Source organism: Amphritea sp. (assembly GCF_048266285.1).
Taxonomy (GTDB): Bacteria; Pseudomonadota; Gammaproteobacteria; order Pseudomonadales; family Balneatricaceae; genus Amphritea.
Map to the genome: position 1 here is coordinate 399,480 of NZ_JBLWZV010000001.1, position 14,095 is coordinate 413,574.

Genomic DNA, 14,095 nt, shown 5'->3' on the forward strand with positions numbered 1-14,095 from the left:
ATGAAAAGTAATCATCTTCTTGTGGGTGCTGTCCTGATACTGCTATCTGAGATGTTTTTGGTGTTATCCGGCATGGTGATTAAGCAACTTTCTGGGGATCTGCCAACAGAAATGATCGTGTTTTTTCGCAACTTTCTCGGTTTGGCGCTGTTTATGCCTTGGTTAATGCGTAAAGGCACCGGCGTGTTGCGTACTAGCACCTTACGTTTTCATTTTATGCGGGCGGCGGTGGGCGTGACGGCGATGACCTGTCTGTTTTATACCTGGGGGCATCTGCCCTTGGCCCAGGCGGCATTATTAAAACAGACCGCCCCTTTCTTTATGCCTTTAATTGCTTTTTGGTGGTTGGGTGAGCGTATTACCCTGCGGGTTAAGTTAGCTATTCTGGTGGGCTTTGTGGGTGTGGCACTGATTCTAAACCCGCAGGAAGCCGCGGTGAATCTCGGTATCATTATTGCGCTGTTGGGTGCCTGTTTGGGGGCCTTGGCTAAAGTTACGGTGAGGCGGATGCGGGAGACCGAATCACCTCAGCTGATCGTGTTTTACTTTGCTTTTTTTAGCGCTATTTTATCGGCTGTTCCCGCATGGCTGACCGGTGCAGGCCTAACGTTCGTTCAGTTTTGCTGGCTGATTGTGTTGGCCGCGACCTCAACCATAGCACAATTATTGTTGAGCAAAGCTTATGGTATGGCGCCGGCGGGGCAGCTCGCACCCTTTACCTATGGCTCAGTCGCGATGGCGGCGGTACTCGGCTGGTGGGTTTGGGGCGAGATCTTGGGTTGGCATACTTTGTTTGGGATCCTACTGGTTAGCTGTGCCGGAATGGTGGCGATGCTAGGCAAGCGGAAGGTCGTCACCGACCCTGCTGTCAGCTAGCATGCCATTTGAAGGGTTAGCTTGATTCGCGAACGGGTGCGGCGCCTAGCGCTGCTTGTTCTGAACTAGACTTTGAGTCTATCGTTATCGGTGATAGCGATTGAATTTGTGAGTCGCTGCGATAGGGCACTTGGCTGCTGGGCACATGCTTTGATGCCTGAATTAGATGCGCCGGTTGATCATCAAAAAAGATATGTGGGCGCAGAGCGCTTAATACTGGCTCCTTGCTCATGCCGCCGAGAAAAAACGCTTGATCGACATTCACATCCCATGCTCGTAAGGTTTTAATGACACGAAGGTGAGCGGGGCCGTTGCGAGCGGTGACAATGGACAGTCTCAGCGGGGAGCGGTCGGCTCCGAGTTTACGGTTGAGTCGTGATAAAACCCGAACCAGTTTGGCAAAGGGGCCATCGGGTAGGGCGATATCTTCTTTGTCTGATTCATTTTGTTGAAATCGTTCTAGCCCTTCGGTTTTATAGATATATTCAGATTCATCTGAGAACAGCACTGCATCGGCATCAAACGCGATACGAATTTTATCATGATCGGGCTGGTAGCTTTCCGGTGGATCATAGATCAGTGCGGCGGCACAATCCTGTGTATCGATGGCGACCTGTGCATCATCGGAGTGCCGAGTGAGCAGTAAATCAACACTGTAAGCCTGCAAAAATGGACTCAGGGGATCGCCGCCGGTAAACGCAGAGCGGGTGATGTCGAGGTCATAATGCTGAATGGATTTGAGTATTCTCAAGCCGGTGTCGGGGCTGTTTTTTGACATGACCACTACTTCGACGAGCCGTTCATCCGATAGTTTGTTAAGACTTAGGAGGGCTTTCACGAGGTGGAAAGCGGTGCCTTTACCGAGCAGGGTATTTTCGTGTTCATACTGATAACGGCGATATGCCTCAACGTCTTGTTGCTGATAAATGCTGTTTTCGTGTTCAAGGTCAAACAGTGCTCGGCTGGAAACACCGATGACTAGCACCTCATTAAGATCAAATGTCATCTTTGAGCCATCCTATGACGGAAATTGAACGTATTCTATCGGTTTAGGTTAGGCTAGTTAAACACAGTGTAGCGGATGATTCACTCGAAACAATTGTTCATAAAAACACCAGTATTAGGTATTATGCGGCCTCATCATGTATAGGATTGTCTACATTGAGTGTTTTTCGGGTTTTTCGGGTTTTTCGAAAGTGGTTAGTGCGCACCTTATTGATCCTGATTCTGGTGCCGGTGTTGTTGGTACTATTATTACGGTTCGTCGACCCGAGTGTCTGGATGTGGCAACTACAGCGGGATATCAATCCCCCTGCCGGTTACCCTGCCCAAAGCCAGCATGACTGGGTGCCGCTGGAGCAGATATCACCGGCAATGCAGTTGGCGGTGATCGCCTCGGAAGATCAAACTTTCCCGTCGCACTGGGGGCTGGATTTAAACTCGATCCTTGATGCGTTCAACGCTAATCAAAACGGCGAGAGAGTCCGAGGAGCCAGTACATTAACGCAGCAGACGGCTAAAAACCTATTTCTCTGGCCTGCTAAAAGCTACCTGCGTAAAGGGTTTGAAGCCGGGTTGGCGTTGTTGATGGAGGGGTTGTGGAATAAGCCACGCATTCTTGAAGTTTATCTGAATATTGTTGAGTTTGGCCCGGGGATCTATGGCGTGGAAGCAGCCAGTCAGGCTTACTTTCATAAATCCGCTAAACGGCTTTCGGCAACGGAAGCGGCGCGGTTAGCCGCGGTGTTACCAAACCCTTATCGGTTAAGTGCGGCGCAGCCTAGCGAGTATGTTTGGCAACGTGTTCAGTGGATTCAACATCAGATGCGGTTGCTAGGGCCAAATCATTGGCGGCCATAGTAGCGGCTGTCGGTCGGTTAGCCTAGCGTTCCAAGGTATAGAAAATGTCCCCGCCGTTATGTTCACTGGCGGTTTGCGTCTCAACACTCCAAGATTGATTCAGTTTATACCGCATAAAAAAGGTATGGGTTGGCTCTAATAGCCCCACGCCGTATTTAACATAGAGACGGGGCGAGAGGTATTTTCCGATATAGAGCGAGGTATCGGTGGATGTATCGCCGCCCGCGACACCAAGATCATCAATGTTAAAGGTTTCTGATATCTGCTCTGCAATGGTGTTGCCACCTTTCAAGGTTAGGGCTGAGGCCGCTTTAAACAGTAGCTCCTGTTCGGATAGCGAGTTGCCCCCCGCACCTGGTGCATGACCAAACATCAGATAAGAGAGTTGGCTGCTTTCAGGCATCACGGGATCAGAAAACAGCGATAGCCGAGGGTCACTGAGGGTGCCGGATACTTTGGCGCCGGCAGTGACTTCATCAATGGTGCGTGAAACGCGCAGATCTAAACCGGGGTTGTCGATCGGGCCGCCACTGTAGATTAAGCTGCCTCGATCGATATCAAGATCCTGCCCATAGAGGCGGTATTGACCACTGGCTACCTGCATAATACCGGTGGCGCGGGTCACTTGCCGGCCATTATCTTCCACCAAAATACTGCCTAATAACCGACCCTCGAAGCCGAGCGCTTCTAAATAGACTTTATCTCCGAGAGTGATACGTAACTGGGCATCGAGTAAGCGTTTTGGGTTGCCTTGCGCGAGTGGGTTGGATTCGCTGTCGGCAGGGTCAAGAATAACCACATCGTCTGATAGGGGCGAACTGGCATCGATGCTAGGTGGTTGGATATTGGCTTCTGGAATGGTTAATTCACCCCGCAAGGTGATCAGTTTAGGGGTGATGTTGAGGGTGATGGCCGGTGAGATCCAGGCTTGAATCTCTTCAGTCGCGATAGCTTTAAAATGATCGCCCAGTAAGGCAATATCGCCGGTGTCGGTGACCGGATTGTATTGGCCATCGATCTTGATCGGGCCTTTGCCTGACTCCAGCGAGCCTTTCAGTTGCAAGTTGTTATTACCGGGTTCGCCGGTCACCGCGAGGTTGATTTTTTCCAGTTTGATACCAAGAGCTGGTAGGTCGGTAGAGGCATCACTGAGTGTTAGGTGTCCCTCGACAAGGGGGTTATCAACACTGCCAGTTAAAGTCATATCGGCATTGACCTGCCCGGTGATGGCTTGGAGTTGAGGGGTAAACAGCGAGATAAACTTAAGGTCACTCAAGGCGAGATCAAGCTCGGCATTGAGTCTTTGGCTCGCATTGATGTCTGCCACTTTAATGCGGGCTGTTAGCTGTCCAGTAGGTTGTTGTAAGGGAATCGAAAGGGCTGCATCGAGTTGATTGTTCTGGCCATTGAGATCCAAGGTGATATCACCGGCAATGACCTGTAAATCTTCCTCTTCTAGCTGTAGCTCTGCCCCATTGATTCGGGCAAAGCCTGTCACTAATGGTGTTTTTTCGGGCGCTTGTGAGAAACGGATATCCGCCTCAAGTTCACCCGCTAAGACCGCTTGGCTTGGAATCCAGCGCTGCACGTGCTTGAGGGATAGTTGTTGTGTCTTGAGGCTACCCGCCAATCCACCTTTTGTGGACCAGTCGCCGCCTAAACATAGGGAGCCGTTGTAGTTAAGGGGACGTAGGCAGAGGTCTGTTAAGACGGCTGCATCACTGCTCAGTTGCAGAGGGGCTGGGCGTTGTATCTGCCATGTGCCGAGGTCGGCTTGGGTGAGATCGAGTTGGCGAATGAGGCCGCGCCATTGACTGTTTTCCCAACGGCCATTTAAGTTTACATCGATATCGACAGGGCCCTGAGAGGTTGTCAGTGTTAATTGATGCTGTGCGGCGCTACCTTGTCCGGTTAGGGCTAGCTGTTGCCACCGTTGTCCCGCCAGCGAGAGCTGTGAAGCGTTTAGCTCAATATGGGATTGTTTGTTGGCACTGAGGTTAACATCGAGATCGGCGGATAACGTATCACTACGGTATTGATTAAATTGCAGGTTTTGGCCATCGATCTTAGCGATGAGGTGGGGTGCGCTTTGGCTGCCGGTTAATGAACCCGAGCCGTTGAGAACGCCTTGTAACTCAGGCATCAATTGACTGAGGTCCGGAGAGCGGATGGCCCAGCTGAGATCCAGAGTGCCATCTAATTTACCATGGGATTCGATTTCGGTGTTGGCAACGTTTAATCGTAGCTGCGGCACGGCGACGCTCTGGCCGTTAATGTTGACGGTGGCGTGTCCGTTAATAGGTTCATCACGCAGCACCCCGTTCAGTGAGGTTAACTTTACCTGTAACTTTAATGGTTGGTCTGTCGGCAGACTGCCGTTAATTGCAGCCTTGAGATTTAATTTACCCGGCCATTCGGGCCAGTGACTAGCGGGGTTTAATTGCTGTCCGGCGAGGTTCAATGTCCAGCTCACGCTTGGCTGCCAACTGACCCCACCGGTGAGCTGTATACTGCCCTCGAGGGTTTTACCGGTGAGGGAGAATGTGTCTAATGCCTGTTGGTTGCCGCTACCGGTTAGCGTCCATTGGCCGGCCGGTATATTGGCACCGGCGACCGCGGCGCTGAGCTTGAGATCGTAGTGTTGTAAATCGCCGTTAAGCTGTAACTGACCGGCTGGACTGAGATAGCTGGCGGTGCCGTTAAAAGGGTAGCGCAGATTATGCCACTGGCCTTGGATGGCAAAGCTAAGGGGGGTACTGGCGAGATCAAGGGTGCCCTGCAATGCCAGTGTTAATGGTTTTATCGGCTTTTGCCCTGGCGAGGATGACAGTTGTGTCAGTTTCAGCTGATCTACTTTTAACTGACGACCGGCTAAATGGAGCTTCAGTGTCAATTGGGTAGAGCCGATATCCGGTAGATTTGTTTGCCACAGACTGTCGAGTTGTAGCTGGTCCGCATCACCGCTGGCCTTGGCTGAGCCCTGTAGGTTGCTCCCTGCGAGTAACGGGGTGAACTGTTCGAGTTCGGTTTTGACATCGTTGAGCTTTAGCTGGCCAGATGGTTTCTCGAGCAGGTTTTGCACTGATGCCGAGAGTGCGGTATTGATTAAGCCACTGAGCCGCTGTTGTACGGTTAAGCTATTTTGCTCTCCCTTTAAGGTTCCTTCAATGGAACCTTCGCCAGACAGAGGTTGCTGTTCGGCTAGGGTGACGGACCATTGTGTGTCGAGCTTAAGTGGAAATTGGCCACTGGGTGTTAGTTGACCACTTAGCGCTAGTGTCGCTTGAGGAGCTGCGATACTTAACCGCCTTAATATCAGTGTTTGTCCATCGGTGTGTAGTGATAGTTGCAGAGCTGATATTTCGGTTGCTGTCGCTATCTCTTCGCCCGCTTGGGATGGTTGATTCAAAGTGAGCTGGCGGACCTGTATTTGATCGAGCTGCAGTTGTAATGGCAGGATAATATCGGTCAACTCCAATGGTTCAGTCGGTGTTTCAGGCTCGCTGGCGGTGTTATTCGTAAGGGTGATAATCGGCCGGTCAACCAAGAGCCGAGTAATGTGCAGCCGCCCGGATAACAGTGCGGCGGGTTGCCAGTCCAATTGCAGGTTGTCGACGGCTAACGTTAATTCCGGCTGGGTATAAAGAATTTTCCCGAGTGTCAGCACACCGAACAGTGGGCCGTCGATCTGCTCAATCTGTAACTCACCGGGGAGCCACGCTTGACTGAGATTGATGAGTCGATGCAAGCCACTGCTCGTGCCGAGTAGATAATAGCTGGCAGCGATTAAGAGGAGACACATTAGCGCCGCCAATGAGAGAGCGGCTTTAACGAACCGTTTAATCCGAGAGGTGCGTGGCGTTGGGGTGTCAGCGCTGCTCACAGATCGGCTCCTAGATTGAAATGCAGGTGGATACTATTATCATCGCCGTCATCTTGCGGCACGGCTAGATCAAAACGGACGGGACCAACCGGAGAGAACCAGCGGAGTCCGACACCAATACCGGTGTGTAGACTGAGATCCATATCATCAAAGGCGTTGCCTGTATCGATAAAGGCAGCGACGCCCCAGTTTTCAACCAAGCGGTAATCGACCTCAATACTGCCGACCAAGAGGTTGCGACCGCCGACTACATCATCACTGTCATCGCGTGGCCCGAGGCTTTTATAGTCATAACCCCGCACACTGTTATCCCCCCCGGCAAAGAAACGCAGACTAGCAGGCAAAGCATCGAAATCATTTACCCAAGTGGTGCCTAATTCTGCACGCCCGAGGACCCTAAATTTATTGGTTATGCTGTAGATGCCTTTGCCGCTGATGCGGGTTTGGACGAAATCTTCGGTGGAGATGACCGCTTTACTACTGCCTCGCAGTTGTGACGACAGGCTATAGCCGTTTTTAACCCGTAAGCGGTCCTTGGTGGAGAAGGTATTGTAGTTAATCTGTGGGATGAGGAAGTAGGATGTTTCGGTTTCGCCGCTAAAGGTTGATTCCTCTTGCTGGTAATTCAGTGCTAACACCTGTTGCCAACGGCCGCGCTGTTGCTGCTTTGACACCCCAATCGAGTAGTTACGGGTATCGATGTTATCCGAATTCTCATCCAGTAGACTTAGCTGAACAGCATAACGGTCTTCACGGGGATTTAAGCCGGGTATTGAATATTCGGCGGATAGATTGGTGATGATTTCCGAGGCGAGTAACTGAGTATTGAATTGATGGCCACGGCTATTCACCCAGCGCTTAGTCATACCGAGTTTGGTGCGTGCGCCGGTATCGGTGCCATAACCTAGTCCGGCGTGGTATTTGGTTTTCTTATTGGTGTCGAGGTCAACAAAGATGGGAACCTCGGTGTCGCTCATTTGATTCCATAAAGGCCTGACTTCGACCCGCTGAAAATAATCACTATCGATCAGCGCGGACTGCAGATCGATTAAACTGCTGTTTTGGATCGGATCGCCGCTGTTGAAGGAGGCATAAGACTTTAGAAAGGCATCATCAATAGGGTTGGGAGCAAAGGTAATGTCACCGACACTAAACCGTGGCCCACTTGCCATGTGAAGGGTGATGGCGGCACTGTAATTCGTTAGATCCACCTCCACACGATGTTGCGTCAGATCCGCCTGATAGTAACCTCGTTCAACGGCTAGCGAATTCAGTTGTTTTTTGAATTGTTCGTATTGGCTGTGAATTAAGGTTTGACCCACCCGCAGGGATGTTTTGGCAACCAGTTGCTGAAAGGCAATATCGTCTTGTGCCGCACCGGATAATTGGATCTCCAGTGTTGCGATGGGAAGGGGCGTGCCGGGTTTAATATGATAGCGGGCCTGCCAATCCTCACCGTTTTTAGTCAATGAGCTGTCAATGGTGGGACGATAGAAGCCGAGTGGCTGGAGCGCGGTTTTAATCTCTGCGTCGGCAAGGTTGTGTAGATAGCGCAAGCGGCTCGGGTTGGTTATAGGCTTGCCTTCTAGGGCTTCTATACTGAGAAAGCTGCGGATATTAAGAGACTGTTCTGTGTTGACCCCCTCGAGGGTTATCGACAGTGTGCCAGCCATTAGATGCAATGAGGTACTGCTCAGCAGTAGCAGGAATATTAGGCGTGTCAGAGTCATCATTCGGTTTCTATGGCATAGGGTCAACAGATACCGTAATTATACCGGCTCATGGCGTTTTTAATACTATAATCAATTAGCTTGAAGGTGTTATAGCACATTAGGTTAGCGAGTGGTGGAGCCGCATTGGTGGATTAACTCTGTAGCCCGTTAGACTGATTTATTAGCGGGTATTCATCCGTTGCATCAGTCGAGAAAACGACAGAAAGCGGGCCTGATGTCGGCTTATTTGGTGGTTATGGGGGATGTTTTAATCAGCCTGTTCGGATCATGCTCATAACGCCGATGTCGGTTAATTGGGGCCGGCAGTGTAATTATTTTGCGCAAGTGAATCTCTTTACTATCCGTTGGATCAATAATGATGTATATCGTCATTAGCAAAGTCTCTAACACGACGGTTGGTGTGTTCTGGGTTTGTCCTGTCTTCTTACAAAGCTCAGTTGGGTGAGCGGAGGAGTTGTCTTGAGCAACGAACAAAAAAAAGTAATCGGTTGGCGGGAGTGGGTGTCACTTCCAGAACTTGGCATTGAACAGATGAAGGTCAAAGTTGATTCTGGCGCACGTACCTCGGCGCTGCATGCCTTTAGGGTTGAGCCGTTTCAACGAGACGGAAAAAACTGGGTCAGTTTTGATGTTCACCCTCGTCAGCATGATGTTGAAGAGGTGGTTCGCTGCGAAATGCCGGTTAAAGATATTCGTACAGTAACGGATTCTGGTGGGCATCAGAGTGAACGCTATGTGATAGAAACCAATGTGGTGATTGGTGATCAGCAATACCAGATCGAACTGACATTAACCAGTCGGGACACCATGCGCTTTCGGATGTTACTGGGAAGAACGGCGATGAATGGCCGCTTCGTTATCGACCCTGCAGGTGCGTATTTAATTTCACAAGGCATTCATCAGCCTGAGTCATGAGTCAAAAGGATTTATATGAAAATTGCAATATTGTCGCGAAACCCATCGTTATATTCCACCCGTCGCTTGATCGAAGCGGCTGAGGCGGCAGGCCATGAAGTTAAGGTCTTAGATGTCTTACGTTGTTACATGAATATCAACTCTGAAGAACCGAGTATCCACTTTAAAGGGGAAGATTTAGGCAGCTTTGATGCGGTGATTCCCCGTATCGGCGCTTCAGTGACCTTCTATGGTACGGCGGTGTTGCGTCAGTTGGAAATGATGGGGGTTTACCCACTTAATGAGTCGGTGGCGATCAGTCGTTCGCGTGATAAGTTACGTTCGATGCAGCTGTTATCCCGTAAGAAGGTGGGTATGCCGATCACTGGGTTTGCCAGTAAACCAGGCGATATTCCCGATTTGCTGGATATGGTTGGTGGCGCCCCCGTCGTTTTGAAATTATTGGAAGGTACTCAGGGTATTGGCGTGGTATTGGCCGAAACCCGTAAGGCAGCCGAAAGTGTGTTGGAAGCCTTTATGGGCATGAAGACCAACATCATGGTGCAGGAATTTATTAAAGAGGCCGGCGGTGCCGACATTCGTTGCTTGGTGATCGGTGATAAGGTGGTTGCCGCCATGAAACGTCAAGGTAAAGAGGGCGAGTTCCGTTCTAACTTGCACCGTGGTGGTTCAGCTTCATTGGTGCGTATCACCCCTAAAGAGCGCGCTACCGCAGTGTTAGCCGCTAAAACTATGGGCTTGAATGTTGCTGGGGTTGATTTGTTACGTTCCGAGCGCGGTCCTTTGGTAATGGAAGTAAACTCCAGCCCAGGTCTTGAAGGGGTTGAGCGGGCAACCGGCAAAGATGTGGCAGCCAGCATTATCAGCTTTATCGAAAAAAGCATGGAAGCGAAAAAAGTATCAACCCGTACCCGTGGCAAAGGTTAATCCATCATGTCTAAACTGAATCAGCCAATAGAGATTGCCGGCTGCACCGTACAGCCCGGCGAAAGAAAAACGATCCATGTTGATCTAGCGCGTCTGTATACCAATACCCATCTGGATTTGGATATTGAGGTGATTCATGGACGACGTGCTGGACCGACCTTAATGGTGTGTGCCGCGATTCATGGGGATGAACTTAACGGCGTCGAGATTTGTCGTCAGTTGTTAAAGCATAAATCGTTGCACCGAATTACCGGGACGTTGATTATTGTGCCAGTGGTGAATATCTTTGGCTTTATTCAGCAAAGCCGTTATCTACCCGATAGACGTGATCTCAACCGTTGTTTTCCGGGTAGCGAAAAGGGTTCTCTGGCGAGTCGGATTGCTTATATCTTTCGTACTCAGATTCTGAGTCATTGCACCCATGTTTTGGATCTACATACCGGGGCTATCCACCGCAGCAATATGCCGCAAATTAGAGCCAATTTGGATAACCCGATTGCCAGAGAGATGGCGAATGCTTTTGGTGCACCGGTCATTATCGATTCAAAGTTGCGTGATGGATCGCTGCGTCAGTGTGCCGATGAAGCCGGTATCTCGTTGATTTTGTATGAAGCGGGCGAAGCGCTACGGTTTGATGATAGTGCTATTCGTGGGGGTATTCGTGGCGTCATGAATGTGGTGCGCTACTTGAAGATGTTACCGGCCCTGAAGCGCTCGAAAAAAGAGTTAACCTCGGTTGTTGCCAACTCTTCTTCTTGGATTAGAACTAACTCTGACGGTGTGTTTCGATCCGTGGTGTCGGTGGGGCAGCGGGTGAGTAAAGGGCAGTCGATGGGTATAGTCGCGTCGCCTTTCGGTACCCAAGAAGAGGAGGTGGTGGCACCTAATTCGGGCATTATTATTGGCCAAAATAATATTCCGGTGGTGAATGAGGGGGACGCTCTGTATCACCTAGCGCGTTTTGAAGAGAGTAGCCTAGCGGCGGAAAAACAGGTTGAGCGGATTACTGAGCAGATTGATGCTCACCCGATGCCTGAAGATCTTGATAACGAGCTGGGCTAACATAATAGGCTAACTTTATGGGCTAGACGTTACTGGCTAATCCTCACGGATGGGCAATTGCATAGGTTGATCATCACCACTTAGCTAAATTCTTATTGTTCTGTAAAAAGCCTGCCTTCGCGCAGGCTTTTTTATCGTTGTCGTTGACTGATTATTTAAGCTGATATTGCGGCGAGGTTCGCGACGCTTAAGCGTGCTCTTGCGTTTGCTTGCTGGACTCAAGGTAATGGTTAACCGCTGCAGTGGGGTCGGTCTCATCGGTAACCAAGGCTTCAACGCCGTACCGTGCTAACCGTTGCGGCAACCCTTTGCCCATACCGGCTGTCAGCAGTACATCAATCATCTCCACAAGCGGCCCCGCTGTTTTGCTGTTATGAAAGGATTGCTCTTTACTCAGTTCAAGCAACTGTTTATCGGTAATTTGTTGATACTCTACAGTGTAAATCCAGAAATTCCGGCAGACGCCCGCGTGGGGCGTCACTGTTTTACGGTTTTGACTGGTGACGGCGATTTTCATGAGGGTCTCTCCTCGTTGTGTTCTTTAGGTGTAACGGCGTCTTCCTGTTCAGACTCGTAACCGGTAATCATCGGTTTAATCAGGCTGAGCGGGGTTTTACCCATCGTCGCCATATACACATGCGCAATGATAAAGATAAGCATGAGAAAGGCTGCAGCGGTATGTGTCAGAGCGATCCATTCGAGTGGTAGGTTGCCAAGGCCGACTTGATCCAACTGGTTATAAAATAGATAGAGTAAACCAGAAACCCAGATAAGGGGTGAGATCATCAGTTTGAGCCACAGGTAGGCCAGCCGTTGTAATGGGTTGTGTTTTGCCAAACTAGTTTTCTTGAATGGATGTGAGGCGCCGGTAAAGGTACCCACGGCATAGTAATAAATAACTGCGCCGAGTTTATCTTTAACCGGTATATATTGACGCCATTCGCCGGTGGTGAAGTGCCAAAAGATAGCAAACACCCATAGGGTAATAAGTGCCCACGCGGCGGTTGAGTGTAGTTGAACGGCTTTACCAAACCCCAGCACGCTGTAGCTGCCATGCACTTCGAAGCCGGTGAATAGCAGGAAAAAGATTAACGCGGCTTGAGACCAATGCCAAAATCGTTCAAAACGTTTGAATACCATGACGCTGCTCATTATTTTTTCCTCCTTCTGCGTAGGGCGGCAATACCACGCCCACCCGCATGAGCGGCACTACCGATAAGCATCAGCAGGGCAGTACCCCAACCGACCTTATCGAGCAGTGAACTGTGATCCCGTGCCGGAATATAGATATCGGCTACGCCGTTTAATCGGCTATTAGCGGCATGACAGCTACTGCATCTAACGGCACTGTCTGCAGGCCCGACCATATGGCTGATAGGCCAGTACATCTCGGTTTCGATGAAATCGAACTGACCGCTGTAGGGCTGCCCAGCAATGGTGGTACCGGCTTGTAGCGCTTTGGCCCAGTCAAAATTGGTCCATAGAGCACTATCATCGGTCGGGCTGTAAACGTGATTGATTAGCAATGTTTTGTTGACCGTATCAAACGGCTGTTTGCCGTGCATGATTTTGAATGGCCAGATCCGTGAATCAGGATCGTCAGCGCTGCCTTCTATCCAGTTAACTTGCACCGGTGGATTATCACTATCGATCGTGTCGGTTTGCAAGGTGTAGTGAACGGTGCCGTTAAACCAGCGATAGTCGGGGGTAACATTTTCGGCATAATGAAAGTCACCTTTGGTACTCAGATAACTGAGATGACCGTTTTCATCATAAAGGGTCATCGGTTTATTGTTTTCATCCAATCGACCTGCTGTTGACCAATCCCACCAAGTTTTTGTGGCCACGCCACCCCGAGCAAAGGTAGGAATATGGCAGCTTTGACAGGCAACACGGTCAACATGTTCGTTGAGTTTGGCTTTATCGTGTGGCGCACTGCCATGACAGGACTCACAAGAGGCGCGACTCATATCGGTATGGCCTGGGACATCAATACCCAAGGTGTCGTGAGCGTTCCCTTGGTAGCGGCTACCGGCGGTGATATGGCCGGTGGTGGTATGACAATCCGAACAGGTTAAGTTGGCGCCGTCGTGTGAGAGGTGAACATCCAATGATTTAGGTGGATTGACCAAGGATGAGTCGAGATCACCATGTTTAACACCATCACCGCCACCACCATAAAAATGGCAGGAGCCGCAGTTGGCGGGTTGGCTATGGCCGACATTCTGAGCAATAGCCGTCAGGTCAGGTGGTGCTTGCATATGGCCACTACCCGCAGGAGACTCCATCGGCTTATAGGCAGGGTGGCCAGCGGCCGCGGGCAGTTTAATGTATTCGCCGGTGGTATCGTGGCAGACTAAGCAATCAACGCTGGTTTCATCGCTGGGTGGCGGTTGTTGCATATCGGTCCAACCGTAGCCGGCGTGACAGCTCGTACAGCGCGGCTCGTTGGAGGTGACCGAACCACAAAAACTGTTAATGACATGACGCTTGCCCAATGTCTGGAAGGTTTTTGGTTGCACATACTCCCACGTCCAATGGAGGCTTTGTTGTACCTGTTTAGCGGCTTCGGTGTGACATTTCAGGCAGGTCTTAGTGACCTCTGGACCGCTTTGAAAAGGCTGCTGCAATTCGGCGAATGCGGCGTGGTCGGCGGTAGAGACCATGTGGTTCAACTTGCCGTTAGTGGTCGCCGCTGAAACATCTGTCGTTAGGCATGAGAGTATGACTAACGCTAGCCGCCATCTACCCAGAAAATCCATCGTTGACTCCTTTCGATTAGCTCGAGTTGTCACTTAAGATCTTTATATTAGCAATAGCTAAATTAATAATCCACGAT

General features: G+C 50.4%; 11 protein-coding genes. 5 read left to right on the plus strand and 6 right to left on the minus strand.

Annotated elements, in window-relative coordinates; genetic code table 11:
• Entirely contained in the window at positions 1 to 876 is an 876-nt protein-coding gene (locus ACN0T0_RS01930; RefSeq protein ID WP_417222614.1) for a DMT family transporter, read from the plus strand.
• Positions 877 to 892: 16 nt separating this feature from the next.
• Here ACN0T0_RS01930 and ACN0T0_RS01935 read toward each other — a convergent pair whose 3' ends face one another.
• Complete coding sequence (locus ACN0T0_RS01935) at positions 893 to 1,882, minus strand: 5'-nucleotidase (protein WP_417222617.1); 990 nt, start codon at positions 1,880 to 1,882, stop codon at positions 893 to 895.
• Between the two features lie 155 nt (positions 1,883 to 2,037).
• On the opposite strand from ACN0T0_RS01935, the gene mtgA reads away from it, so the two are divergent.
• The gene (gene mtgA, locus ACN0T0_RS01940; protein ID WP_417222619.1) at positions 2,038 to 2,736 is read left to right on the plus strand and encodes a monofunctional biosynthetic peptidoglycan transglycosylase; all 699 of its coding nucleotides are present in this window, start codon (positions 2,038 to 2,040) and stop codon (positions 2,734 to 2,736) included.
• Between the two features lie 22 nt (positions 2,737 to 2,758).
• On the opposite strand, the gene ACN0T0_RS01945 is transcribed toward mtgA, so the two are convergent.
• Together ACN0T0_RS01945 and ACN0T0_RS01950 are read right to left on the minus strand one after the other, a co-directional pair.
• Complete coding sequence (locus tag ACN0T0_RS01945; protein WP_417222621.1) at positions 2,759 to 6,619, minus strand: translocation/assembly module TamB domain-containing protein; 3,861 nt, start codon at positions 6,617 to 6,619, stop codon at positions 2,759 to 2,761.
• Positions 6,616 to 8,352, minus strand: coding sequence for an autotransporter assembly complex protein TamA (locus ACN0T0_RS01950; protein ID WP_417222624.1), 1,737 nt, complete (start codon positions 8,350 to 8,352; stop codon positions 6,616 to 6,618). The genes ACN0T0_RS01945 and ACN0T0_RS01950 overlap by 4 nt, the downstream gene beginning before the upstream one ends.
• A gap of 459 nt (positions 8,353 to 8,811) precedes the next feature.
• Here ACN0T0_RS01950 and ACN0T0_RS01955 point away from each other — a divergent pair, with 459 nt between their 5' ends.
• From ACN0T0_RS01955 to ACN0T0_RS01965, 3 genes are read left to right on the plus strand one after another with little or no spacing between them, the layout of a single operon-like run.
• Positions 8,812 to 9,267: an ATP-dependent zinc protease gene (locus ACN0T0_RS01955; protein ID WP_417222627.1), complete on the plus strand. Its 456-nt coding sequence runs from the start codon at positions 8,812 to 8,814 to the stop codon at positions 9,265 to 9,267.
• 15 nt (positions 9,268 to 9,282) lie between these two features.
• The gene (rimK, locus tag ACN0T0_RS01960; RefSeq protein ID WP_417222629.1) at positions 9,283 to 10,194 is read left to right on the plus strand and encodes a 30S ribosomal protein S6--L-glutamate ligase; all 912 of its coding nucleotides are present in this window, start codon (positions 9,283 to 9,285) and stop codon (positions 10,192 to 10,194) included.
• A 6-nt stretch (positions 10,195 to 10,200) separates the two neighbouring features.
• A complete protein-coding gene (locus ACN0T0_RS01965) occupies positions 10,201 to 11,256 on the plus strand; it encodes a succinylglutamate desuccinylase/aspartoacylase family protein (protein WP_417222630.1) in 1,056 nt (351 codons plus the stop codon).
• 187 nt (positions 11,257 to 11,443) lie between these two features.
• On the opposite strand, the gene ACN0T0_RS01970 is transcribed toward ACN0T0_RS01965, so the two are convergent.
• Genes ACN0T0_RS01970 through ACN0T0_RS01980 form a run of 3 tightly spaced genes read right to left on the minus strand, consistent with a single transcriptional unit; the run spans position 11,444 to position 14,018 of the window.
• Positions 11,444 to 11,773, minus strand: a complete 330-nt coding sequence (locus ACN0T0_RS01970; RefSeq protein ID WP_417222632.1) for a NifB/NifX family molybdenum-iron cluster-binding protein — start codon at positions 11,771 to 11,773, stop codon at positions 11,444 to 11,446.
• Positions 11,770 to 12,408 carry a cytochrome b/b6 domain-containing protein gene (locus ACN0T0_RS01975; RefSeq protein ID WP_417222634.1) on the minus strand — a complete coding sequence of 213 codons (639 nt, stop codon included), beginning with the start codon at positions 12,406 to 12,408 and terminating at the stop codon, positions 11,770 to 11,772. Before ACN0T0_RS01975 ends, ACN0T0_RS01970 begins: the two co-directional genes overlap by 4 nt.
• Complete coding sequence (locus ACN0T0_RS01980) at positions 12,408 to 14,018, minus strand: tetrathionate reductase family octaheme c-type cytochrome (RefSeq protein ID WP_417222636.1); 1,611 nt, start codon at positions 14,016 to 14,018, stop codon at positions 12,408 to 12,410. Before ACN0T0_RS01980 ends, ACN0T0_RS01975 begins: the two co-directional genes overlap by 1 nt.
• Between the last annotated feature and the right edge of the window lie 77 nt (positions 14,019 to 14,095).

Excerpts from the sequence above, each read along its gene's own strand:
- ACN0T0_RS01930 (WP_417222614.1), top strand. The coding sequence starts at position 1 with ATGAAAAGTAATCATCTTCTTGTGGGTGCTGTCCTGATACTGCTATCT.
- ACN0T0_RS01935 (WP_417222617.1), bottom strand. The coding sequence starts at position 1,882 with ATGACATTTGATCTTAATGAGGTGCTAGTCATCGGTGTTTCCAGCCGA.
- ACN0T0_RS01950 (WP_417222624.1), bottom strand. The coding sequence starts at position 8,352 with ATGATGACTCTGACACGCCTAATATTCCTGCTACTGCTGAGCAGTACC.
- rimK (WP_417222629.1), top strand. The coding sequence starts at position 9,283 with ATGAAAATTGCAATATTGTCGCGAAACCCATCGTTATATTCCACCCGT.
- ACN0T0_RS01965 (WP_417222630.1), top strand. The coding sequence starts at position 10,201 with ATGTCTAAACTGAATCAGCCAATAGAGATTGCCGGCTGCACCGTACAG.
- ACN0T0_RS01970 (WP_417222632.1), bottom strand. The coding sequence starts at position 11,773 with ATGAAAATCGCCGTCACCAGTCAAAACCGTAAAACAGTGACGCCCCAC.
- ACN0T0_RS01975 (WP_417222634.1), bottom strand. The coding sequence starts at position 12,408 with ATGAGCAGCGTCATGGTATTCAAACGTTTTGAACGATTTTGGCATTGG.
- ACN0T0_RS01980 (WP_417222636.1), bottom strand. The coding sequence starts at position 14,018 with ATGGATTTTCTGGGTAGATGGCGGCTAGCGTTAGTCATACTCTCATGC.